Consider the following 22,695-nt stretch of genomic DNA (forward strand, 5'->3'; position numbering starts at 1 on the left):
TTCTCCCCTTTAACAACAAATGATATTGCTTACTTCGATTCTAACACCAAGCGATGTGTATCGCGAGCGATGATTAATTCTTCATTCGTCGGTACGACAAGCACTTGTACTTTCGAATTAGGAGTTGAGATCAGTCGAGGCTGCTTCGAACGTACTTTGTTCGCTTCTATATCGAGCTCGATGCCCAAGAATGTTAATTGTTCAAGGACACGTTCGCGTAATACAACTGCATTCTCACCCACACCAGCTGTGAAAACAATGGTATCTACACCGTTCATTGCTGCAGCGTATGACCCGATGTATTTACGAATGCGATATTCGTACATGTCAAAAGCCAATGTCGAATTAGGTTCTCCTGCCAGCATGCCGTCGATAATTTCACGCATATCGCTGCTCACGCCAGAGATGGCTTGTAATCCACTATGTTTGTTCAACATCGAGTTTACTTCATTCACGGTTAGATCTTCTTTATTCATGACAAAAGGAACAATCGCAGGATCCAAATCCCCGCTACGTGTACCCATCATCAAGCCTTCAAGCGGTGTCATCCCCATCGACGTATCGACAGATCGACCGTTCAAAATCGCTGTTACACTACCGCCATTACCAATGTGGCATGTAATAATCTTCATGTCTTTAATATCACGGTTCAAGAATTCAGCAGCCTTCGCACTTACGAAATTGTGAGATGTTCCGTGGAAGCCATAACGGCGAACTTTATGCTTCTTATACAATACGCGCGGAATGGCATACAAATACGCTTTTTCCGGCATGGTTTGATGGAAAGCCGTATCGAACACAACGATTTGCGGAACGTTCGGCATATTCTTTTCTACCGCTACAATACCGGACATATGTGCTGGATTGTGAAGAGGCGCCAAGTCGAACAGACGGCGGATTTCTGACTTCGCTTCCGGCGTAACAATTGAAGACTTGCTAAATGATTCCCCGCCATGGACGATACGATGCCCTACAGCTTCAATTTCATCGATGGATTTAATCACACCGTGCTGCGGATGTACGAGCATATCCAAGACTTTACGAACCGCTGTTGTATGCTCGAGAATTTCGCTTACTTCGCTCACTTCTTGGCCGTCAGTCGGCTCATGCGTGAGGATTGAAGAATCCATTCCGATACGTTCTACAAGACCTTTCGCAAGAACAGACTCATCTGTCATATCATACAACTGATATTTCACCGAAGAACTACCTGCATTAATAACTAAAATCTTCATACTCGATCCCCATCCTTATTGTACTTGAAAAATCCTTCGCCCGATTTCACGCCTAAATGACCGGCACGAACCATCTTCTTCAGCTGTACCGATGGACGGTATTTCAAATCGCCAAACTCACGGAACATACGCTCCATCGCTGCTAATACGGAATCCAGACCAAAACGATCCGCCATCTCAAGCGGCCCATGTTGGAATGCATAACCGATACGCATCGCATCATCAATATCGTCTGCTGTTGCAACGCCTTCTTGCAAGACATGCAATGCTTCATTAATCAATGTTAGAATAATACGCGATGTTACGAATCCAGGAGATTCGTAGACCATGATGCCTTTTTTCGACACAACTTCTTCAACAAAGTGCTTCGTCTGGATGAATGTATCATCCGAAGTCTTCAGACCGCGAATAATTTCCACCAAATCCACTTTCGCAACAGGGTAGATGAAGTGCATACCGATCACACGCGATGGATATTTCGTCGAGCTCGCAAGCTCTGTAAGACTGAGTGTAGACGTGTTGCTCGCCAAAATAATATGACCTGGACATACAGCATCCAGTTCTGCGAATACTTGCTTCTTCAGTTCCAAGTCTTCCGAAATTGTCTCGATGACCATATCGCATGTTCCAAGCTCTGCAAAATGCGATACTTTTTGAATGCGGGAGAGAATTATCTTCTTCTCCGACATCGTAATGCCCCACTTCTCAAGCTGTTTATCCAGACTTAATTCAATCATGCTGTATGCGTAATCTAATTTCTCAGCCGATTGCTCCACTAATAATACATCAAGTCCACGAACCGCCAACATTTCAGCGATCCCTTGACCCATGGTTCCCCCGCCAATGACGCCAATTTTCTTAAATTGCATGGTTATAAACCATCCTTTCCGACAACTCTGTATATATCATCTCTCAGAACTCCGCCATCTATTTTAACATGTCGAAAAAAATTAGACAAAAAACCAGCGCACATTTTACGCTGGTAATTGTATATTGTCACAAAATATTCTTCTAAATTGGTCGCCAGATACTACTTCTTCCGAAATAAGGAATTCCAAAGTCTTCTCAAATACCATTTTATGGCATTCAAGTTCGTTGCGCGTCCGTTCGAAGAGCTCATTCATGATTCGTTCGTTTTCTTTCATTCGCTCTTCTTGCGTCACGATCTGAACATTGGTGATCCCTAAATTGGTCAATCCCGCATTCATCATCGTCTCGACAATTTGCAGCGATTGCTCGAAGTCATTCGAAGATCCTGTACTTCGTCCGCCGTAGAAAATTTCTTCCGCTGCAGCTCCGCCTAGCGCAATCATAATCTGACTTTCTAGAAACTCTTTGGTGTGCAGATATTGATCCTTTAATGGATTATGTCGAACATATCCAAGCGCCTGTCCACGCGGACTAACGGTCACTTGTGCCACACTGCCAGGTCTAACAATTTCAGCGATAATCGCGTGTCCCAATTCATGAATGGCGACACGTCTGCGTTCTTCATTCGTCGCTTCACGATCCGTCTTCTCACCGAGCATGACTTTATCGATCGCCATGGTCAAATGGCGCTGCTCGATCTGCTCCAGCTTCTCCCGCATTGCATAAATTGCAGCTTCATTCATGACACTTTCGAGCTGTGCGCCGGAGAATCCAAACGACTGAACAGCGATCGTATCCAGCTGCACCGAATTATCCATTGGTTTATTTTCCGCATGAATGTTCAAGATGTGCAATCGACCTTTCTTATCCGGCAAATCGACACGAATATGTCGGTCAAATCGGCCTGGACGCAGCAATGCGCTGTCGAGCATTTCCTTTCGGTTCGTCGCAGCAATCACGAGCACACGAGGGGTAGAATTCGAATAAATCCCATCCATTTCGGTTAGAAGCTGATTGAGCGTCTGATCATATTCCTTCTGCTGGCCGCCTTCCCGCTTCCCGCCGATGACATCGATCTCGTCGATGAATATAATCGCATTTTCTTTCTTCTCTTTCACGGCTTGATCTCTTGCTTGCTTGAATAAATCACGGATACGGCCTGCACCAACCCCGACATACATCTCAACGAACTCACTACCAGAAGCTGCAGCATACACCGCATTCGAATAATGCGCTGCAGCTTTTGCCATTAACGTCTTCCCGGTTCCCGGAGGACCCGTTAATAGAATACCTTTCAACGGCCTGATCCCGAACTTCTTAATCTCCTCGTGGTTGATGAGGAAATCCAACGCTTCAATCAATTCCTGCTTCGCACGTTCTTGACCGCCAATCTGTTCAAAGGTCAAATAACTAGGCTTAGACGACCCGCCTACTCGTCGTTGTTGTCTTCCAACTGTCAAGCTGCCCCCACGGCTCTTCATGGCTAAATAGATAACTCCGATCACAAGGGCGACACCAACAAAAGGCAAGATGTTCACCCCAATGATGCCGAGAAAAATAAATAACGCGATCACAAACCCAATAACGACTTCTCTCCACCCTTTAAGCATTAGGCCACACCCCCACGGGCTCACCCTTGCGAGGAAGAATAATATACTTGCTTGCCTTTCCATCGGTAATGGTTACATATACATTTCGTTCATCCATCTCAGCAGATGTGTGAACTTGTGTTAGATTTAACGACTTGCTCGTCTTTTCTAATACTTGTGGAATCTCTGAGTATTGCTTATTCTCCATCGCTTGTGCGACGCCGAACAACGCATGAGACCACCAATCATCAAGCAGTGGAGACGATGGATTACTTACGGTAATATTCAATTTCTTATCACCAATGACTTTATTACCGGACTGATATATATGTTGAACGATTTCTCGCAAATTCGCATCGGGCTGAACTTGAATGACGAGTTGAACATCATTACGCGTAATGTTTGCTTTCGCATCAGATACCGTCGATACTTCTTTGGCTACCTTCTCTACAGGACTTTGTACAGCTACATTCTGATAGAAGAACCAGCCGCCAAAAAGGACGGCCATCGATCCGACCAGTGTTAGGACAAGTGGTTTAACACGTATTTTCAATGTAACGCCCTCCTTCATTTCGTATATCACACAGTATATCATAGGATATATACGATTGAAGAATGTAATGTGTGGAAGCCCTGCCAACCATCGCTCGAACAATTGAAAAAGAGCCTGCCTTAAAAGGCAAGCTCTTCAAATTCCGCTGTCACTTCGAATTTCTCGATGTACGCGTCTCATTGATATTCACATTTTTAAAGAGATTGATCAGGAGACAAATGGCGCTAAGGATAAGTAGTGCACCACCTGCACCAATAATCGGTCCCCACGGCGTCTCTTCTTTTGTAAGCAATAAGGTGATTAGAGAGCCCATCATGATGATGACACCTAAATTCATTAACCAAAAATGCCACTTCGCCAGAGCACTGTTATCCGCCCTAGGGAATAATATATAGATCACGCCAGATACCGCCATAGATAGCCAACCGATTAGATTTACGTGCGCATGAACACCTGCAAGCACATAATCTTTGGCCATTGACATATAAATCCCCAAACCCATTGACAAGATAAAGTACAGCACACCAATCTTCAGAAATCGAATACCCATGGATTGAACCAACCCCTTCCGATCAATATGACCCTACTCGGTCGGGATTAGTATATCGACGAGATCCTTATTTTAGAATACTTTTTTTCCGAAGGTTATCTTATCGATTAGGCAAGGTATACGTTGTCAAATACCCTGCATCCGAGAAACGGTAAAAGTCATAGTAGTAGTGTACGTTTTCGTTCGGTTTGGAGGCTTTATAGAACACCTGCCATACATACTGCTGTTCCCAAATGCCAGGTACGATTGTAATGATATCTGCGCCAGGCGATCGACTTAATACTTTCGCTTGTATCGCTTCCTTCGTCGAACCTTGCTTCAGTTGCTCCGTGTGTACGGAAGTTCCCTCTTGATTGACCCACACCACTAAATTCTGATCCTGCTCATCCAGTCCATTGACGATATAATATACATCTTCCCATACAGACTTCTGTATCCCTGTTACCTTCTTCAAGGATGATTGCTCTAAAGCAGCTTTCGTTGCCCGATCTTCTGCAAGCCATTCACCGCTCTGTACATTCCGATAATATAAATGCAGTCCGAGCAAAATCAGTATAATGACAGATATGATAATAACGATCCATCTTCTTTGCATCTGTAACTCCCTTAACGCGCTAACAATCCGTCGAAGCAAGCTTGTGCTTCACGCATAATTTTCTCTTCGTCGAGGGTTAGACATTCACGGTTCTTGACGACCTGTTTGCCATCTACCCATACATGCCAAACATCTTGTGCTGCACCCGAGTAAATCACATGGGAAATCAGATCTGTATGCGGCTTATAGTGCGGCTGATCAATGTTAACAGCGATGAAATCGGCTTTCATCCCTGCACGAAGCAATCCCGTCACATTCTCCAGCCCAATCGATTTCGCTCCATATTCCGTGCCTAAACGCAAGGCTTCTAAAGCAGGAACAGCTGTCGGATCACCCGATACCCCTTTATGAATTAATGCAGCAAGACGCATTTCTTCAAGCATATCGAGGTTGTTGTTGCTCGCTGCGCCATCCGTACCAAGCGATACCGTTACGCCTGCTTTTAACAGATCCGGTACTCTAGCAACACCGCTCGCAAGCTTCAAATTGCTGCCAGGGTTGTGCGATACACTTACGTTGTAACGTGCAAGCGTCTCAATCTCATCATCCGTCAAATGTACCGCGTGCGCAACAAGCGTCGGACGTGTGAATACACCTAACTTCTCGAGATGCGCCACAGGGCGAAGCCCATATTCATTCACATTCTGCTGTACTTCCGCTGCCGTCTCCGACATGTGCGTATGCATTGGCAGGTCTAGATCATGCGCTGCTTGTACGAACTTCTCAATGAACGCAGGAGGACAGGTATAAGGCGCATGTGGTGACATCATCGTCGTAATTCTGCCATCCGCCTTCCCATGCCAATCCTTCGCAAATTGAACCGCCTCCGCAAGCTTCGCCAGCTGAACATCCTCAGGACATAGACCAATCGCTCCACGCATCAGCACCGCGCGAATACCTGATTCGTCTGTCACTTTTGCCACTTGATCCATGTGATCGTACATATCGAGGAAGGTTGTCGTTCCACCTTTTAACATTTCCAGGACAGATAACGATGTACCCCAATAGACATCCTTCGAGGTGAATTTACCTTCCATCGGCCACATTTTCTCTTGGAGCCATACTTGCAGTGCAAGATCATCACCATGACCGCGCAACAGGGACATTGCTGCGTGACCATGCGTATTCATTAATCCAGGTAAGAACAATAGCCCTTTGCCATCCATAACCTCTACATCTTCAGGAATCACCAAATCCGCTGGAAGCTGCTCGCCTACATACCGAATTTGATCCCCTTCTATCACCATAACCCCGTGAATTACAGGTTTATCTGCGTTCATAACGGCGAAATAGCCGTTCTTAATGATCCATAGATTCTTCTTCATCTTCGTCCATATCCTTCCCATTGTGCAAGTAGTACGCCAAGCTCAATAAATCCGTTGTAAAATCAGCTGTGTGCACACGCACATGCTGAGGCACTTTTAAGATGACCGGTGCAAAATTCAGAATTGCTTCTACACCCGCATTCACAAAAGCGTTTGCCACATTTTGTGCTTCCATCGCAGGAACGGTAATAATACCGATACGAACATTATGCTCACGAACAGTCGCTTCTAAATCCTCCATCGGCTGAACAACAATATTATTAATCTTGCTGCCGATCTTCGGCTGATGTGCATCAAAAACAGCTACAATTTTCATATTATCCTTAAGATATGTATTGTAGTTACTTAATGCTTGGCCAAGATTACCTGCCCCGACAAGAGCGACATTAATCTGCTGATTCAGCTTCAAAATTTGGCGGATTTTCTGAATTAAATAAGCAACATCATAGCCAATCCCTTTACGCCCGAACTCGCCAAAATACGCTAAATCTTTACGGATTTGAGCTGGATTTAAATCCAGCTTCAATCCGAGATCCTGCGAGGAGACCGTAAGGACTTCACGCTGCTGCAATTCACTCAAATAGCGCAAATAAATGGGAAGACGGCGTACAACTGCTTCAGATATTTTCATTGTTTTCATGGATGACTCCCCTCTCTTCCTCGTCCGACAGCCATTCTTGCATTCGAGGCACGATTTGATCTAGCCGCATATGCTCCATCTTCGGACCTGGTAAAGAATATAAGAAATACTTGCCATAATAAGATTCAATAACACGTGTGTCATAAATAATGACGATCCCACGGTCTTGCGCGGTACGTACCAATCGCCCAAACCCTTGCTTGAAGCGAATAACCGCCTGCGGAACTGACAATTTCATGAATGGATTCTTCTTCTCCTTCTGCAGCAGCTCCGACTTTGCTTCAATGAGCGGATGATTCGGCGGCTGGAACGGAAGCCTCACAATCGCCAGACAGGTTAGCGCATCACCAGGAATATCGACGCCTTCCCAGAAGCTGCTTGTACCGAGGAGAACGGACGCCGATTGATCCTGGAACCTGCGAGTTAACTTACTCCGATTCCCGCTGTCAATCCCTTGTCCGATAACCTGAATTTGATGCGGGCTTAGAAGCTCCTTGAGTGGATCGTACACCTGCTTCATCATCCGGTACGATGTGAACAGGACGAGCATTCTGCCATGCGTAGCCACAGCTGCGTCAGCCAGAGACTTCACTAAGGTCTGCACGAAATGTGCATCCGGATTCGATCCTTTGAGCATCGGGAAATCGCGTGGGATCACCACTAGCGCCTGTTTACGATACTGGAAAGGCGATGGGAGCACCATGCTCTGAAGCCGTCCTTGATCCTGGGCTTCCTGCAATCCTAACTGCTCAATCATGTATTGGAAAGATTTATCAACCGATAAGGTTGCTGATGTGAGCACGATACTTTTCTTCGCATCGAAGAAATATTCCTTCAGCTGAGCGCTGACATCCGCTGGAACAGCGAATAATTGCAAGGATTTACTACGGAAATGACTGCTTGCTTCCATCCAGAATACGACATTCGGCTCCTTCATTTTCATAAAGTATCGGATGTCATCACGCGCACGCGCCAAATCCTTCACTGTTCCGGATAAATCCGTCACGGCCGCTTGAATCCCATATTCCTCCTGTATATCCCGCAGATCTTGCAGCAAACGCTCAGATTTACGAACGATTTCGTTCAAGAGGGCATTCAGCTGATCTTCAAGTACCGAAGCTGCATCCCAATCATTTGGCATTTTTTCTGTCTGCAGTCGATATACAAATTGGCCCTGCTCTTGATTCGCATCACTTGTCCGCTGCGGCATCATACTGAACAAAATTTCCGTTAACTTATCCCACATCTCTTTGGCATCAACAAGCTGCGAATAGGAATCTTCAATAATTTCACATGCCATTTGTGCCTTCTCATCAGGAATAACATGGAGACGATTGCGCAGCGTCGGCAATTGTCCATTCTTACTATCCTTAAGCAAGCGCAGCAAGGTATGAACAAGACTGAAATATTTCACATGCAGACCGAGATGCTTCCCGGCGACTTCCTCGAGATGATGGGCCTCATCAATGACAAGATGATCATAAACAGGTAAGAATCGATGATCCACCTTGATATCTGTAAATAATAAGGAATGGTTCGTAATAATCACATCTGCGATATTTGCTTCATGGCGAGCGCGATGGTAGAAGCATTTGCGGAACCAAGGACAAGCTCGATTCAGACAAGAATCCGTATCACTAGCAACCGTATCCCAGAAATCGGCTCCTTTATTGCCAAAATGCAGCTCTTCATTATCGCCATGCTCTGTCTCGGCAAGCCATACCAGCATCTGTGCTGCTGTAATAATATCTTCCTTTGGCGTAATGAAATCTTTTGTATTTATTTTATGTTCAAACTTCCGCAAGCACAAATAATGGCTGCGACCTTTTAATACCGATACTCTGAAATCAACCGGTAATATCGTCTTGAGGAGCGGTACGTCTCGCTGTCGAATCTGTTCTTGCAGATTAATCGTGTGTGTACTGACGACCACTTTATTGTCATTCTTGACGCTGTAATAAATCGAAGGGATCAAATACCCTAAGGATTTACCCGTTCCTGTACCCGCTTCCAACAGAAGATGATGATCATCCTCTAGCGCTGAATTCACTTCATGGAACATAATATTCTGCGCTTCACGCTGTTCGAATTGAGGAAGGAATTGTCGTAGACGATCAATCGAATCGGTACAGAACTGTTCGAAGTTCTGACCTTCTAGCGGGTTGGTAAGCAGTTCTTCTCGAGGCGGAGGAATCTCCGTCCAATCCTCAATATGGAGCGAGAACTGACGAAATGCACGACCACTATCATCGGTAATGACCGGACGCATCTCTCGGTCAGCCAGCAGTTCATGCATGAACCAGTTCAGATCGCTGTCATCTTGCGCGAACAAATCAGCTAATCGTTGAATAGCTAAGAGCGGAAGATCATCCAACTTCTCCAGACACTTCAGTAATACATGAGCAGTGGCTAAGGCATCGCTGTCCGCTTGATGAGGACGCTCGTGCGGAATATCAAACCACGATGTTACTGCGCTTAATTGATACGTCGTTAATGCAGGAAAGCAAATCCGCAAGAAATCGATCGTATCCAAGATTCGACCTGTGAATGGCAAATAACCCGTCTGATCCAGTGCCTGCTGCAGAAAGTTAAAGTCGAATGCGACATGGTGTGCCACCAGCACGACATCACCAAGGAGAGATACCATCTCCATCATCACATCATCTAGCGTTGGTGCATCAGCCACATCATCAATTGATATCCCGGTTAATTGGGTAATAAAAGGTGGTATATTCGTGCTTGGTTTCACAAGAGAAGTGAAAATTCGATCTATGGATAAATCATGATCTATAATAACAAGCCCAACCTGAATAATTTCATCGGTGGGCTGGTTTCCTGTTGTCTCAAAATCGAGAACTGCGAATTTCATCGTAATAAGGTCCCTTCGTTCCAATGATCTCTTAAGCATAACAGATCACCCGGAATTTTGGAATCAGAATGGATTACATAAAGGAAGTTAATTCGCTGCCATACTGATAAGCGCCTTCGTATTCCGTGCTTTCGCATAGCTTCAAATTGGTGAGCGGTTCTTGAAAAGTCGGATCCGCTTGATGGGCATGATGGAAATATTCTTGCGCTTTCTCGATATTCTGATTTTGCGCTTGAATACAGCCTAGAGCATTGTAAGAGATGGCCTTCAGCTTCTTGCTCTCGGTAAGGGGAATAATAAATTGAAAATGTCGATAAGCATCATTGAACTCATTCAGCTGCAGGTAAGCCATGGCCAAATAAATACGTCCAACCAATGAATCGGGATAATGCCGGATCACTTGCTCGAACGCTTCAGCGGACAAATCATACATACATAATTTGTAATATCCTTGTCCACGTTGAAAAGCTTCACTCTGGCTCTCAGGAAGTACAGTCACCGATGCATGATCAGGCTGACTTTCACGCAGCACTCCCATCTTCTCTTCGAACCGGAGCCATTCCTCGACAATCCCGTCACTCATGGATTTCAGCAAAGTTAATTTTTGCTGCAAGTCCTGCTTAGCCCCACCTTGAGCCTTTGGATAATGCACAAGAATCTCATCCAACATTTCGTTCATCGTCGCAAATAAATGTTGAAACATAAATGCACCCCACCTCTAGCGAAAGTGAAATAATGATGATGTACAACAGCTACATGTTCATTTTTCGTAAAGGCGGGGCTTTTCATACTGGAAACCAACGATTAAAGAATCGTGGCGTGAATTTCCTGATTGGTCTGGCTTACGATTTGATTATTCGCTCCAAGAATTACAACTTGTGGTTGATAATTCTTGGCTTCTTCATTCGACATCATCGCATAAGAAATAATAATGACCTGGTCGCCCGGTTGAACAAGTCTTGCGGCAGCGCCATTCAGACAAATCACGCCTGACCCCCGCTCTCCAGGGATGACATATGTCTCTAGTCGTGCGCCATTGTTATTGTTCACGATCTGTACGCGCTCATTCTCCCACAAATCTGCTGCTTCCATTAAATCGCGGTCAATCGTAATGCTTCCAACATAATTCAAGTTCGCTTCGGTTACTGTTGCCCGATGCAGCTTCGATTTCATCATATTTCTCATCATATTCCGTCAACCCCTTATAAAATTCGGTTATCGATTAAGCGTGTTGTACCAAATCGAACCGCGAGTGCGATGATCGCTTGACCTTTATGCGCTTGAAGCGATGCACTTGCATCTAACTCCGTTAATTGCGGAAAGGATAAGATTTCTACATAATCAATATCCGCCCCTGGCGATGTCTCAATATGCTGGATAATACGATCCCGTAATTGTGCTACGGTTGAGACTTCTTCGGATTGCATCCACGTATCAATCTGGAATAAGGACTGTGATAAGACGAGTGCTTCTTGACGCTGTTGTTCCGACAAATAGACATTGCGCGAGCTTAGCGCAAGTCCGTCTTCTTCGCGAATGATCGGACATGGCACGATCGTCACTGGGAAATTCAAATCAGAGACCATTTGTTGGATTACAGCCACTTGCTGTGCATCCTTCATGCCGAAGAAAGCATAATCAGGCTGAACGATATTGAACAATTTGGAGACGACCGTCGTAACGCCATCAAAATGTCCTGGGCGTCTAGCTCCGCACAGGAGCGTCGTAACTTCATCGACGTTGACTTTCGTCTTCGTTGGTGTCGGGTACATTGTATCCACCGTTGGCAAGAAGACAAGGTCCACGCCTAACCGCTTAGCGAGTGCTAAATCGCGCTCCGCATCCCTAGGATACTTATCGAGATCTTCGTTCGGACCAAATTGAATCGGATTGACGAAAATGCTCAATACTACGATATCGCACTGCTCTTTCGCTGCTTGTATTAGACTTGCATGGCCTTCATGCAAATAGCCCATCGTCGGCACAAAGCCAACTGTTGGGATACGTCCTTCATTTGAACGCTCTTGACGTAAATGAGCTAACTGATGGCGTAGCTCTGTAATTTGCTCGATTGCGATCATTGCACGGTTTCCGCCTTTCGTTCCTGCTTGCGTGCGCCATAGAGGCTCTCTACAACGGTATCTTCTGCTGTAAAGACATGTTCAGGCGCTGGGAAGCTGCCTTCTTTAACCTCTTGCACATATTGTGAAATGCCCTGCCGGATTAACGATCCAACATCGACATAGGTTTTGACGAATTTCTTATTCCGATAAGGTGATGCATAGGTGACCACATCATGGAATACGAGCACTTGCCCATCACATCCGCGCCCTGCACCAATGCCAATGGTTGGAATGTTTAGCTGCTCCGAGATGTATGTCGCCACTTCTTCCGTTACGAGCTCCAAGACGATGGCAAATGCACCGGAACGTTCCAATGCTTTGGCATCCTCGAGCAATCGCTTTGCATCCTCCGGGACCTTCCCTTGTACACGGAATCCGCCAATTTGATGAACCGACTGTGGTGTTAAGCCAATATGTCCGACGACAGGTACGCCTGCTTTGACGACCGCATCCACAGCAAGTGCAATCTCTGCCCCGCCCTCCATCTTAACCGCATGCGCTCTACCTTCCTGCATCAACCGCGCCACATTGCGAAGCGTCTGATCTACACTGCCGTGATACGTCATGAACGGCATATCAGCGACCACAAAGGTGTCCTGGGCACCACGAACGACGGAACGGGTATGATAGACCATATCATCGATCGTCACCGGAAGTGTTGAGTCATAACCAAGAACCACATTCCCCAAGGAATCTCCTACGAGGATCATGTCTACCCCGGCTTCCTCCGCTAAAATCGCAGATGGATAATCATACGCTGTAATCATGGTGATGGGGTTCTTATCCACCTTCATTTGTTTGAACTTCGGAATTGTCAGTCGTTGTTTGCGTTTCATTTCTGTCATGTTCATCATCCCTTCTTTTTTGTATTGTGCGCAAAACAAAAAAACCTTTTAGCATTTCCACTAAAAAGGTCACCGTACAAAAAAGAATCATGGTGCTGATCCTTCTGTCTCGGTCCCTTCGGCTCAGAGCAGAATCCATAGTCCACTAAGATATAGAGTTCAATTGGAATGCTAGTACAAATCTGTCAGAGTGCAGTTCAATTTGAGATTGATACTGCCTCTATACAGACCAGTATAACAAATTCATTGCATATTTTCATCTGTGAAATTCCACATCGCCTGAGAAAATTTTGCGTCGTTCGCCTGTTGCTGATTCGGTAATCCATAGTGCGCCAAGCTCGTCCAGCTGCTCTGCGATCCCTATCACCTTGCCTTGCAGCGTATTGATGGTAATCGGACGGTGCAGCGAGATCGATAATGCCTCCCACAATGTTCGGATGGGCGCGAAGCCTTGTTCGTTATAGAGCGCGTACAGCGTCTCGAATTCAGCCAAAAACTCTGTAATAATCACTGTACGATCTACCTTAGAGCCAGATTCAATCTTAAGCGAAGTGGCAACCTCTCGCAGCGGCTCAGGGTAGTCTTCCGGATCCAAATTCACACTAATACCTATGCCTGCGATACAGTAGCGGACCCGCTCATCCTCTGCACTTGACTCGAGCAGAATTCCGCTAATTTTCTTCGTTCCCACGAGGAGATCATTCGGCCATTTGATGCCAATCGATATCGGAACAAGTCTTTGAAGGGCACGGCATAATGCCACGGCAATAAGTAACGTTAACTGTGGTGTGAACTGTAATGATGTCTGCGGTTTCAGGATCAGACTCATCCAGATCCCTTTACCAGATGGAGAATGGAACGCTCGCCCCATGCGGCCTCGCCCAGACGTCTGTTCTTCTGCGATGACTAGAGTTCCTTCCGGCGCTCCTTGCTCAGCCATTTGCTGGGCTATGATCTGAGTTGAGGGTGTTGATTCCAACAATTTGATCTGCTGACCCATCACTGATGATTTCAACTGACTGAGCAGCATAAGGGTATTCAATCGGTCCGGCTTCTGCTTCAGACGATAACCGACACGCGGAATAGCGTCGAATTCATACCCCTGATTCCGCAGTTTGTTGATTTGTTTCCATACCGCCGTACGGCTAATTTGCAGCTGTCGGCTAATTTCCTCACCTGAGATGTACGAGTTCGTATTGGCTAACAACAATTGTAATAAGGGTTCACTCATATTCATGGATCACTCGATTCACTTCGTCTAGGATTGCGCTGCGAGTATTCGGAATCTCTCCGGTCGCAACGCGGTACAACATTTGTTTCAATAAATTCCCAAGCCATGGCCCAGGCGATTTCTTGAGATGCTTGACAATATCTTGTCCTCGCACGGCCAGGTCAGCTAACTGGCTGATCTCAAGTGCCGCTAGCCATGCTGCTCCATGTATATTGAGTTCATGGAGCAAGGTTCCTTCTTGTTCACTATCCTTGAACCAGCGCAGCGCAAATAGCTGATCGACCTTAAGCAGGTCTAACATTCTTCCTGCAGTTACTTTGCCATAGTCCACGATCGCACGTGTCCATATTGGACGTACCAGCCCCTGTACACCTAATTGCTGTGCAGACTCGACTCGCTCTACCAACTGCAGCAGCTGGACGATATTCGCAGCTGTATGGTTAGCAAATTTCAATCGCTGCATCAGACTTCCTGCCGTCCCGGGTGAGACCTCACAGCGTGTGAAGAGTAGAGCCCATCGCGTAATAGCATCTGCTGAACCATCCCATGATTCCCTAAATACCGTATCGCTGGCTAGTTCAATCCGGGATTGGAAGAGATTATCGTCTATAACAAGCTCGGATAGAGATGACTTGGTACAAGATAATAGTTCACTTCGTACGAGAAGCCTCATCCCTTGTACAAGGCTCAATAGAGACTTCTCTACGATCTTCTCCAGTTCCGTACGCACGCGCTCCATTGCAATAAATTGCAGCTTATCTCGGTGCATCTGCAACGCATGCCAAGTCGGTTCATCGATCTCGCAATCATAACAGGCTGCAAAACGGATCGCACGAAGCATCCGAAGCGCATCCTCCTGAAATCTCGCATCTGCCTCACCGACGCATCTGACAATACGATGTATCAAATCACTCTGCCCCTGAAATGGGTCATGAAGCTTGCCTTTGACATCTAATGCCATGGCATTAAACGTAAAGTCTCTGCGCTGCAAATCGCCATCAAGATTCTGAATAAAAGCAACTGCCGTTGGTCGTCGATATTGCTCATATTCAGATTCTTCGCGGAATGTGGTTACCTCGAACAAGTTATCGTCGATTACAACCGTAATCGTTCCATGCTGAAGCCCTGTTGGAATGGTATGGTCGAAAATAGACATAACCTCTGCTGGTAACGCAGAGGTTGTAATGTCAACATCATGAATGGGTTTATGGAGAATGGTATCTCGAACACAGCCCCCAACAAGATAGGCTTCAAATCCAGCCTCATTTAACTGCACAAGCACGGATTTCGCTCCCGCAATCAAAGATGCATCCGCTTGAATTTGATCCCACATTTACGAGCAGCCCACCTTTATCAAGGACTCCGGAATGGGACGCCCCAGTACACGATAATAGATTTTCTCATATTCAGCTGTAATAAGATCATTGCAGAAAACATTGCGAGCCCGATTGAGACAATTTACCCTGAATCGTTCCATTAGTTGCGGATCGGTTAAGAGACGCAGCGCATAATCTGCCATATCATCAACATGGCCAATCTCTGCCAAGTAACCTGTCTCGCCATGCGTGACGAGTTCAGGAATTCCTCCAGCGATTGAACCAATCGTTGGAACACCGCACGCCATTGCTTCTAATGCAACGAGACCGAAGCTTTCCTTCTCCGAAGGAAGCAACAGCAGGTCTGCAAGGGAGATCACCTGTGCGACATCGTCCTGTTTACCTAGGAATGTCACGCGATCTTCTATGCCGAGCTCACGAATTTTAGACTGAACTTTCGGTAAATCCGGACCTTCGCCAACCAGCAACAATCGTGTCGGGGTCTTGCTCTGAACCTTCGCGAACACATCAATTACATCGCTAACGCGTTTGACGGGACGGAAGTTCGAGATATGCATCATGATCTTCTCGTTAGGCAAGGCGAACTCTTTACGCAATCCGTTACAGTTACGCGGATAATATACACGTTTGTCCACGAAGTTGTACGTGAGATCAATGTCCTTCGTGATATCAAGCAACTCATGCGTCTCACGAATCAGATCCTTGGAGACCGCTGTGACGGCATCACTCTGATTAATTGCAAGCCGAATCAGGTCTTTCAAGGACTCATCTTGAGCAAGTACCGTAATATCGGTGCCGTGTAGTGTCGTGACCACTTTCAAAGGATGATCACCAACCATTTGCTTCGCGAGATAAGCACATACCGCATGAGGCACAGCATAATGAACATGAAGAATATCCAGCTGCTGCATCTTAGCAACCTGAGCCATCTTCGAAGCTAACGAAAGATCATAAGGTGGATATTTGAATACATAATAATCGTTCACTTCGACTTCATGATAGAAAATATTTTTCTGAAATGCTCCCAAGCGAAACGGAATGCTGTGCGTAATAAAATGAACTTGATGTCCTTTTTCTGCTAATAGTTTTCCTAATTCTGTCGCCACAACACCCGAACCGCCTAGAGAAGGGTAACAGGTTATTCCAATTTTCAACGATTCTCCCATACTCTCGGTCCTCCTAATAACTAAAGGGTCTTAGCTACAAAATTATATTCCGTCATTCTCTAAAAAAGATTAACCAAATAAGGTGGCTTGCTCACAAAACCCTCTGCATAACCTACAAGACGCTTCTGCCCAAGCATCCGATCACGAGCCTCTACCCGCTCCAAATACCCTTGATTCAGCGGTGTAGCAACGATATCATTCCCTGCCTTTGGCGCTTCGAATTGAGAGCCATATGCACGTAGAGAGTCCATCTTCTGATCGTACACTTCTGTAACATCCACCATCATCGTCGCAGGTCCTAGATCGTTAATAAAATAAAAATAAAACTGCTCTACCGTCCATGGAGTTACCTCAGGCATATAGCGACGAAGCTTGGCATTAAAGACAGCCTCTTCGACCAACCGTCCGCATTGAACATGATCGGGGTGACGATCTTCCCAGTAGGGTGCGAACACGATTCGCGGACGCAATCGACGAATTTCTGCTACGATCTGATCGATCTGCTCCGGAACTGAACGAAGTCCTCTGTCCGGTAGTCCTAGAATGCTTCGTTCTGCCAATTGTAATACTTGGCCCGCAGTCTGTGCTTCTTGTTGTCTTAATTCTACATTCCCATTCGAGGACATTTCGGCAAAGGTTAGATCACAAATCCCAACACGCTGCCCTGCATTCGTATGCTTCGCAATTGTCCCCCCCATGCCGATCTCCGCATCATCTGGATGCGCGCCGAACACGAGGATATCTAAACCTACACTCATTCTTCTACACCTGGTTTATATTTATGGACAAGCTCTCTCCATGCAAAATCCCCACGGCCTAGCGCCTTCACAAGAATCTCCGCTGTTGCAATATTGGTCGCAACAGGAATGCCTTGTACATCACATAGACGCAGCAAAGCAATAATATCCGGTTCATGGGGCTGCGCCATCAATGGATCACGCAAGAAGATAATCAGATCCATCTCATTCTGAGCAACTAGCGCACCAATTTGCTGGTCTCCGCCAAGCGGACCCGACATGAAACGATGGATATCGAGTTCAGTTTGTTCCATAATACGAAGTCCTGTCGTCCCAGTCGAATATAAATGATGTCCTTTAAAAACCTGCTCGTAGGCAATAACGAAATTCACAATTTCATCTTTCTTGCGGTCATGTGCGATAAATGCAATCTTCAACATGTCTCATCTCTCCACTCTCTTATCTATTTCCAGCCTCATGCTGGATCAATCAATAAAATGTTCAAAACCGTAAATGAGTCCTGTATATTCCATTACTTTATGCACGGCTAAATTGACACCCGGCATATAACCCGCACGCTCATAAGAATCGTGACGAATTTTGAGCGTCTGGCCAAATCCGCCAAAAATGACTTCTTGCTGAGCAAATACACCCGGCAGGCGTACGCTATGTATGCGGAATCCATTATAATATCCGCCACGTGCCCCTTCGATCGTCTCATGCTCATTCGGGTTGCCCTGACGCAGCTCCTCGCGAACCTCCGCAATTAGTTCCGCCGTCTTCACCGCTGTACCTGATGGTGCATCGAGCTTCTGATCGCCATGATACTCAATGATCTCAAGATTCGGGAAATATTTTGCTGCTTGTGCAGCAAACTTCATCATGAGAATCGCGCCAATTGAGAAATTCGGGGCGATGAGTCCTCCAATGCCCTGCTGCTTACAGTGCTCGTCCAACTCTGCAATTTGTTCTGGGGTGAACCCGGTAGTACCGATGATCGGACGAACCTTATGCTGAATGGCTAAGCGAGTATTGGCAAGGACCGTATGTGGGGTTGTGAAGTCTACCATCACATCAGGTTTCGATTCCACCAGCGCAAGCTCAAGATCCCCTGTGACCTCCACCCCACAAGCCGGCAGGCCAACCATCGTTCCTGCGTCTTGCCCGACCTTGCTCGGGGAAATGGCTGCAACAAGCTGCAGCTTCTCATCCTCTAACACCATTTTAACGACTTCTCTACCCATACGGCCGCCTGCTCCAACAACCGCCACGCTAATCGTCTGTGACATAGTAACTCTCCTTCGATATATTGTTCAGATCCAAATGTAAATGATCTTTATACTGTTCCAATAAATTTTCAACCGCCCTATTATAAGGATCTAATTGCTGGGCTTCTTTGATCACTTGAATGGCTTGGTGATAATCCTTCAACTCCGCATAAGCCATCGCTAGCATGATATATGACTCAATTGCGAGCGGATCCAGTTGAACGGCTTCTCGCAGCAGCAGAATGGCATAATGGGTCTCACGAACTGTCTGTGTGAGCACCTTCTCTGCCTCCTGTGTATGCTGCTTTGCCAGAAGGAAATTCAAATGCGTGCGAAATCCTTCATTGCTCGGGTCATATTGCAAAGCTATTCGCGCCTGTTCGAGCGCATTCGACAGACGGTTGCTGCGCATATACGTCATCGAGAGTTTATAATGATGATTGGGATTATTCGGCTCAAGCTTGATCGCCATCTCGAACCAATCGATCGCCTGTTCGAAGTCGTTCTGTAATATGGATTGAAATGCTTTATGAATACACTCCTCCGCAGTCATACGCTCACCTCTCTATCAGTACACTTGGTTAAGCATATGATGCGAGGATGGTTTCGGTGTATCCTCCACCTTATTCTTTTGCTGCGTTCTCAATCTTGGTCCAACGGTTTGCATCTCGTGTATTAAATTTATGCATGACCTTATTATGCGCTTCGGTCAGATCAATACCTAATGAATTTGCAAAACAAACCGTAATGAATAAAATATCTCCGAGCTCCAGCTCAATGGAGTTATCGGCTTCGGATGCTTTTTTCTTCTTCTCGCCAAATTCATGGTTCACTTCACGCGCCAGTTCCCCGACTTCTTCGGACATCCGTGCGAGTAGTGCGAGCGGGCTGAAATACCCTTCCTTAAACTGCGAGATATACTGATCGACTTCACGCTGAATGCCAGCTAATGATTTCTCTTCCATGCGGTTCTTTACTCCTATCGCATTGTTGTCAATTCATTTAACTCATTTTGACCACTTTATGAACATGTACTATTATCCATATGTTACTTCAAAGCACCTTTGAAAACAAATCATTTTTTAAACAACCTAAAGAAGGTATACTAATGATATTATGAACAATATAGAGAGGGATCCCATGAAATTACATAACTTAGGCAGCACAATCAAGACCGTCATTCCAATCCTATGCGGTACGGCAATCTATGCTTTCGGACTCCTGTATTTCATTATTCCTAATCAGTTGATGGAAGGCGGTCTGACAGGGATTGCGCTTATCCTGAACTATGCTTTTAACGTCAAGCCATCATTATCAACATTACTGCTTAATATCCCTCTGTTCTTCGTGGGGCTAAAAATATTAGGCAAACGTTCTATGGCCTACACGATTCTTGGCGTGTTATCGTTATCTTTCTTCCTCTGGTTAATTGAACTGCTCATTGCAAACGGTGTCATCGATCCATTCAACGCAGAACATGATATCATTCTAGCTGCCTTATATGCGGGTGTAACGCTTGGGGCAGGCCTTGGAATCGTATTCCGATTCGGAGGAACGACAGGCGGCGTAGATATCATCGCACGAATTCTGAATCGTAATTTTGGTTGGAGCATGGGTCAAATCATCCTCATGTTCGATGTTATCATCATTGGATCCGCCTTATTCTTAGTTCCGAAAGAAAAAATTCTGTACACCTTCGTGACGGTATTCATTGCTTCTAAGCTGATTGACTTCATTCAAGAAGGTGCTTATGCAGCCAAAGCCTTTACCATAATAAGCGATGAGGCTCCTGCGATTGCCGATATTATTACGAAGGAAATGGAGCGTGGGGTGACGTTAATCCCCGCGATTGGCGCCTATTCAAAGCAGGCGAAGCATATGGCTTATTGCGTTATAGCCAGATCCGAAATGCGAACCTTGCAAGGCATCATCCGGTCCGTAGATCCACGCGCCTTCATTATTATTAATGATGTACATGACGTCCATGGTGAAGGATTTAAAGAAGAATAACGACTCCGTCCTGCATTCCAAAAAAAGAAGCCTCAGGAGCCACGATTTACAGTGGCATTCCAGAGGCTTTTTTTTATATCATAAAATTCATTTATTACGATCCGTGCGGTTACGTAACTTCTTCTGTCGGGCAAGTTCCTGCTCATACTGATATTTGCGAAAGCCCACGTAGGTCAGAACAGTGACAACAACCGCTCCAATGCCTACGATCCAGATCCAAGGGTCTTGACCTGTACCAACTGGCGGAACAAATGTCGGCTTATCTGTTCGTTTCATAAATAACTCTTGGATTAACGGTTTACCAATGGATATGGCCTCAGCTGCATGTTGCCCCTGGAATGGCTCCGTTTGGGTTGCCGTCTGTAAGAAGGACACATAGGAATCGAACTTCTCGACGAAATCCGCTGGATGTACAATAATGACAGCTGGACGAATGAGTTCATAATGCTGCTGTAATCCTCTAAAGGATGAAGCAAACTTCTCCTTACTCGGCGCTTTGGCAGCAGCCTCTAACTGATCCATATCCTCGATAAATGCCTTATAATATTGTGTCCACAACCCATGCTTAGCGTTCACCAGTGCATCTACAGCAAGCCTCATCTTGGCCGTCGTGAGCAACCAACGATCTGGATTTAGGCTCACCGCATTTACGGTTCGCTTCGTCTCTATAATGGTGTTCGTCAATGCTCTGATTCCATCGACGGAAGTCAACTGACCTAGCGGGATCTGCTTCAGCATGAGCTCAATCTGCGCGATATCCTCACGAACCTGTATCGCTTCACCTGATATGGCTCCCCTATAAACCTTCTCCGCCTTTGCTGCGAACTGTTCCAAAACCACCTGCTGATCTTGCTTGGTTGGCACGACTTGTTCGACAACAGGTCGGAGTTCTGTATTCGAATCCGATTTGGAAGCAGCGCTTGGCTGACAGCCCACTAACAAACCGCATAATATAATGACCATAAAAAATCTTGAGAACATGGACATCCCCTCCCATACTTACCCTATGTGAGGTTGTCCGCGCTTAGAACACTTACCGTGAGAAAGGTTGTTAGCGTTTGTAACGGGAATCGCTCCGTTGTGGACGAGCAGCAAAATATGTCATCCATCCCATTAGAAAGCTAACAATCGTGAGGGTAAATGTAAAGTTACGTACGACTGTGATATACGACTCTAAACGATTTGAAAGATATGGATATATGCCAAAAGTATAATCCATGGTGTCATTTAGCAGCGTCCACAAACAAGCGATAACCAGTGTAGCTAGCCCAAAAGTAAAAAATGGGATATAAATCAGAGCTTCCACAGCCATTGTTAAATGTGAAGCCATAAGCATCCAGTGTTGCCATACAAGCGGGTCGCCAAGTGCCGCTCCAGCAAGAATCATCGTAATGGCCCAGATGCCGTATTTGACCGAAGTCACTACGGCTAACGCTTCAACCAGCTTGCGGATCCCACGCCATACCTTAGACGTTGGCGGGAAGAGCAGGAACCCTACAGCTATGGTAAAAAACAGTGAAGCCGTTGGACTATCTGGAACGAATACAATCTGCCATAACGGCTTATTATTCAGCGTTTCAATCAATTGATTCTTATACCAGTAGTAGCCATAGATCGTCCCAACACCATTCGAAATAAACAAGGCCCATAAGATCAATCGATTCAATAAGATCTGCTTGCAGTACCACAAGAAAGATTTCACGTATGCGTCTCCTTCCATACAAAGAGAACCTGACCGCCTATACGATCAGG

The 22,695-nt window shown here is 45.8% G+C and carries 24 protein-coding genes; 1 reads left to right on the forward strand and 23 read right to left on the reverse strand.

All coding sequences use genetic code 11. The features are described 5' to 3' along the window. Positions 1-29: 29 nt before the first annotated feature. From AC3WU2_RS11235 to AC3WU2_RS11335, 21 genes are all read right to left on the reverse strand, one after another. Positions 30-1,235 (reverse strand): acetate/propionate family kinase, encoded by a 1,206-nt coding sequence (locus AC3WU2_RS11235; protein ID WP_492454116.1) that lies wholly within the window; start codon positions 1,233-1,235, stop codon positions 30-32. Continuing rightward, the gene (locus AC3WU2_RS11240; RefSeq protein WP_492454118.1) at positions 1,232-2,104 is read right to left on the reverse strand and encodes a 3-hydroxyacyl-CoA dehydrogenase family protein; all 873 of its coding nucleotides are present in this window, start codon (positions 2,102-2,104) and stop codon (positions 1,232-1,234) included. Before AC3WU2_RS11240 ends, AC3WU2_RS11235 begins: the two co-directional genes overlap by 4 nt. Positions 2,105-2,209: 105 nt before the next feature. Continuing rightward, positions 2,210-3,715, reverse strand: a complete 1,506-nt coding sequence (locus AC3WU2_RS11245) for an AAA family ATPase (RefSeq protein ID WP_492454120.1) — start codon at positions 3,713-3,715, stop codon at positions 2,210-2,212. After that, positions 3,708-4,247 carry a hypothetical protein gene (locus tag AC3WU2_RS11250; RefSeq protein ID WP_492454122.1) on the reverse strand — a complete coding sequence of 180 codons (540 nt, stop codon included), beginning with the start codon at positions 4,245-4,247 and terminating at the stop codon, positions 3,708-3,710. The genes AC3WU2_RS11245 and AC3WU2_RS11250 overlap by 8 nt, the downstream gene beginning before the upstream one ends. A gap of 148 nt (positions 4,248-4,395) precedes the next feature. After that, positions 4,396-4,797, reverse strand: coding sequence for a cytochrome-c oxidase (locus AC3WU2_RS11255; RefSeq protein WP_492454124.1), 402 nt, complete (start codon positions 4,795-4,797; stop codon positions 4,396-4,398). Between the two features lie 100 nt (positions 4,798-4,897). Continuing rightward, positions 4,898-5,392 carry a cell wall elongation regulator TseB-like domain-containing protein gene (locus tag AC3WU2_RS11260; RefSeq protein WP_018755359.1) on the reverse strand — a complete coding sequence of 165 codons (495 nt, stop codon included), beginning with the start codon at positions 5,390-5,392 and terminating at the stop codon, positions 4,898-4,900. Positions 5,393-5,403: 11 nt separating this feature from the next. Further along, entirely contained in the window at positions 5,404-6,717 is a 1,314-nt protein-coding gene (locus AC3WU2_RS11265; protein ID WP_492454127.1) for an amidohydrolase, read from the reverse strand. Then, complete coding sequence (locus tag AC3WU2_RS11270) at positions 6,692-7,357, reverse strand: redox-sensing transcriptional repressor Rex (RefSeq protein WP_018755357.1); 666 nt, start codon at positions 7,355-7,357, stop codon at positions 6,692-6,694. Before AC3WU2_RS11270 ends, AC3WU2_RS11265 begins: the two co-directional genes overlap by 26 nt. Further along, positions 7,335-10,226 carry an ATP-dependent DNA helicase DinG gene (gene dinG / locus AC3WU2_RS11275; protein WP_492454129.1) on the reverse strand — a complete coding sequence of 964 codons (2,892 nt, stop codon included), beginning with the start codon at positions 10,224-10,226 and terminating at the stop codon, positions 7,335-7,337. The genes AC3WU2_RS11270 and dinG overlap by 23 nt, the downstream gene beginning before the upstream one ends. Before the next feature lie 73 nt (positions 10,227-10,299). Then, positions 10,300-10,929 (reverse strand): tetratricopeptide repeat protein, encoded by a 630-nt coding sequence (locus tag AC3WU2_RS11280; RefSeq protein ID WP_018755355.1) that lies wholly within the window; start codon positions 10,927-10,929, stop codon positions 10,300-10,302. A gap of 101 nt (positions 10,930-11,030) precedes the next feature. Continuing rightward, positions 11,031-11,414, reverse strand: coding sequence for an aspartate 1-decarboxylase (gene panD / locus AC3WU2_RS11285; RefSeq protein WP_492454131.1), 384 nt, complete (start codon positions 11,412-11,414; stop codon positions 11,031-11,033). A gap of 14 nt (positions 11,415-11,428) precedes the next feature. Continuing rightward, positions 11,429-12,307, reverse strand: a complete 879-nt coding sequence (panC, locus tag AC3WU2_RS11290) for a pantoate--beta-alanine ligase (protein ID WP_492454133.1) — start codon at positions 12,305-12,307, stop codon at positions 11,429-11,431. Beyond that, positions 12,304-13,185: a 3-methyl-2-oxobutanoate hydroxymethyltransferase gene (gene panB, locus AC3WU2_RS11295; protein WP_492454699.1), complete on the reverse strand. Its 882-nt coding sequence runs from the start codon at positions 13,183-13,185 to the stop codon at positions 12,304-12,306. The genes panC and panB overlap by 4 nt, the downstream gene beginning before the upstream one ends. 265 nt (positions 13,186-13,450) lie before the next feature. Then, positions 13,451-14,431: a biotin--[acetyl-CoA-carboxylase] ligase gene (locus AC3WU2_RS11300; protein WP_492454135.1), complete on the reverse strand. Its 981-nt coding sequence runs from the start codon at positions 14,429-14,431 to the stop codon at positions 13,451-13,453. Further along, positions 14,418-15,758 (reverse strand): CCA tRNA nucleotidyltransferase, encoded by a 1,341-nt coding sequence (locus AC3WU2_RS11305; protein ID WP_492454137.1) that lies wholly within the window; start codon positions 15,756-15,758, stop codon positions 14,418-14,420. Before AC3WU2_RS11305 ends, AC3WU2_RS11300 begins: the two co-directional genes overlap by 14 nt. Next, a complete protein-coding gene (gene bshA / locus AC3WU2_RS11310; RefSeq protein ID WP_492454139.1) occupies positions 15,759-16,928 on the reverse strand; it encodes an N-acetyl-alpha-D-glucosaminyl L-malate synthase BshA in 1,170 nt (389 codons plus the stop codon). Between the two features lie 59 nt (positions 16,929-16,987). Continuing rightward, positions 16,988-17,686: a bacillithiol biosynthesis deacetylase BshB1 gene (gene bshB1, locus AC3WU2_RS11315; RefSeq protein ID WP_492454141.1), complete on the reverse strand. Its 699-nt coding sequence runs from the start codon at positions 17,684-17,686 to the stop codon at positions 16,988-16,990. Further along, on the reverse strand, positions 17,683-18,105 hold the full coding sequence (gene mgsA, locus AC3WU2_RS11320) for a methylglyoxal synthase (RefSeq protein ID WP_379348155.1): 423 nt from the start codon (positions 18,103-18,105) through the stop codon (positions 17,683-17,685). Before mgsA ends, bshB1 begins: the two co-directional genes overlap by 4 nt. A 45-nt stretch (positions 18,106-18,150) precedes the next feature. Then, positions 18,151-18,954: a 4-hydroxy-tetrahydrodipicolinate reductase gene (gene dapB, locus AC3WU2_RS11325; protein ID WP_492454144.1), complete on the reverse strand. Its 804-nt coding sequence runs from the start codon at positions 18,952-18,954 to the stop codon at positions 18,151-18,153. Next, on the reverse strand, positions 18,938-19,486 hold the full coding sequence (locus AC3WU2_RS11330) for a tetratricopeptide repeat protein (protein WP_492454146.1): 549 nt from the start codon (positions 19,484-19,486) through the stop codon (positions 18,938-18,940). Before AC3WU2_RS11330 ends, dapB begins: the two co-directional genes overlap by 17 nt. Before the next feature lie 70 nt (positions 19,487-19,556). Then, a complete protein-coding gene (locus AC3WU2_RS11335) occupies positions 19,557-19,898 on the reverse strand; it encodes a nucleotide pyrophosphohydrolase (protein ID WP_314585437.1) in 342 nt (113 codons plus the stop codon). Between the two features lie 175 nt (positions 19,899-20,073). Here AC3WU2_RS11335 and AC3WU2_RS11340 point away from each other — a divergent pair, with 175 nt between their 5' ends. After that, positions 20,074-20,943, forward strand: a complete 870-nt coding sequence (locus AC3WU2_RS11340; RefSeq protein ID WP_018755343.1) for a YitT family protein — start codon at positions 20,074-20,076, stop codon at positions 20,941-20,943. 87 nt (positions 20,944-21,030) lie between these two features. Here AC3WU2_RS11340 and AC3WU2_RS11345 read toward each other — a convergent pair whose 3' ends face one another. Together AC3WU2_RS11345 and AC3WU2_RS11350 are read right to left on the reverse strand one after the other, a co-directional pair. Beyond that, entirely contained in the window at positions 21,031-21,924 is an 894-nt protein-coding gene (locus tag AC3WU2_RS11345) for a sporulation protein YpjB (RefSeq protein ID WP_492454149.1), read from the reverse strand. A gap of 70 nt (positions 21,925-21,994) precedes the next feature. Continuing rightward, positions 21,995-22,645: a DUF1405 domain-containing protein gene (locus AC3WU2_RS11350; RefSeq protein WP_492454151.1), complete on the reverse strand. Its 651-nt coding sequence runs from the start codon at positions 22,643-22,645 to the stop codon at positions 21,995-21,997. Positions 22,646-22,695 lie beyond the last annotated feature (50 nt).

It is taken from the genome of Paenibacillus sp. EB106-05-06-XG162, from assembly GCF_058791655.1.

Excerpts from the sequence above, each read along its gene's own strand:
- AC3WU2_RS11235 (WP_492454116.1), bottom strand. The coding sequence starts at position 1,235 with ATGAAGATTTTAGTTATTAATGCAGGTAGTTCTTCGGTGAAATATCAG.
- AC3WU2_RS11240 (WP_492454118.1), bottom strand. The coding sequence starts at position 2,104 with ATGCAATTTAAGAAAATTGGCGTCATTGGCGGGGGAACCATGGGTCAA.
- AC3WU2_RS11245 (WP_492454120.1), bottom strand. The coding sequence starts at position 3,715 with ATGCTTAAAGGGTGGAGAGAAGTCGTTATTGGGTTTGTGATCGCGTTA.
- AC3WU2_RS11255 (WP_492454124.1), bottom strand. The coding sequence starts at position 4,797 with ATGGGTATTCGATTTCTGAAGATTGGTGTGCTGTACTTTATCTTGTCA.
- AC3WU2_RS11260 (WP_018755359.1), bottom strand. The coding sequence starts at position 5,392 with ATGCAAAGAAGATGGATCGTTATTATCATATCTGTCATTATACTGATT.
- AC3WU2_RS11265 (WP_492454127.1), bottom strand. The coding sequence starts at position 6,717 with ATGAAGAAGAATCTATGGATCATTAAGAACGGCTATTTCGCCGTTATG.
- AC3WU2_RS11270 (WP_018755357.1), bottom strand. The coding sequence starts at position 7,357 with ATGAAAACAATGAAAATATCTGAAGCAGTTGTACGCCGTCTTCCCATT.
- dinG (WP_492454129.1), bottom strand. The coding sequence starts at position 10,226 with ATGAAATTCGCAGTTCTCGATTTTGAGACAACAGGAAACCAGCCCACC.
- AC3WU2_RS11280 (WP_018755355.1), bottom strand. The coding sequence starts at position 10,929 with ATGTTTCAACATTTATTTGCGACGATGAACGAAATGTTGGATGAGATT.
- panD (WP_492454131.1), bottom strand. The coding sequence starts at position 11,414 with ATGATGAGAAATATGATGAAATCGAAGCTGCATCGGGCAACAGTAACC.
- panC (WP_492454133.1), bottom strand. The coding sequence starts at position 12,307 with ATGATCGCAATCGAGCAAATTACAGAGCTACGCCATCAGTTAGCTCAT.
- panB (WP_492454699.1), bottom strand. The coding sequence starts at position 13,185 with ATGAAACGCAAACAACGACTGACAATTCCGAAGTTCAAACAAATGAAG.
- AC3WU2_RS11300 (WP_492454135.1), bottom strand. The coding sequence starts at position 14,431 with ATGAATATGAGTGAACCCTTATTACAATTGTTGTTAGCCAATACGAAC.
- AC3WU2_RS11305 (WP_492454137.1), bottom strand. The coding sequence starts at position 15,758 with ATGTGGGATCAAATTCAAGCGGATGCATCTTTGATTGCGGGAGCGAAA.
- bshA (WP_492454139.1), bottom strand. The coding sequence starts at position 16,928 with ATGGGAGAATCGTTGAAAATTGGAATAACCTGTTACCCTTCTCTAGGC.
- bshB1 (WP_492454141.1), bottom strand. The coding sequence starts at position 17,686 with ATGAGTGTAGGTTTAGATATCCTCGTGTTCGGCGCGCATCCAGATGAT.
- mgsA (WP_379348155.1), bottom strand. The coding sequence starts at position 18,105 with ATGTTGAAGATTGCATTTATCGCACATGACCGCAAGAAAGATGAAATT.
- dapB (WP_492454144.1), bottom strand. The coding sequence starts at position 18,954 with ATGTCACAGACGATTAGCGTGGCGGTTGTTGGAGCAGGCGGCCGTATG.
- AC3WU2_RS11330 (WP_492454146.1), bottom strand. The coding sequence starts at position 19,486 with ATGACTGCGGAGGAGTGTATTCATAAAGCATTTCAATCCATATTACAG.
- AC3WU2_RS11335 (WP_314585437.1), bottom strand. The coding sequence starts at position 19,898 with ATGGAAGAGAAATCATTAGCTGGCATTCAGCGTGAAGTCGATCAGTAT.
- AC3WU2_RS11340 (WP_018755343.1), top strand. The coding sequence starts at position 20,074 with ATGAAATTACATAACTTAGGCAGCACAATCAAGACCGTCATTCCAATC.
- AC3WU2_RS11345 (WP_492454149.1), bottom strand. The coding sequence starts at position 21,924 with ATGTTCTCAAGATTTTTTATGGTCATTATATTATGCGGTTTGTTAGTG.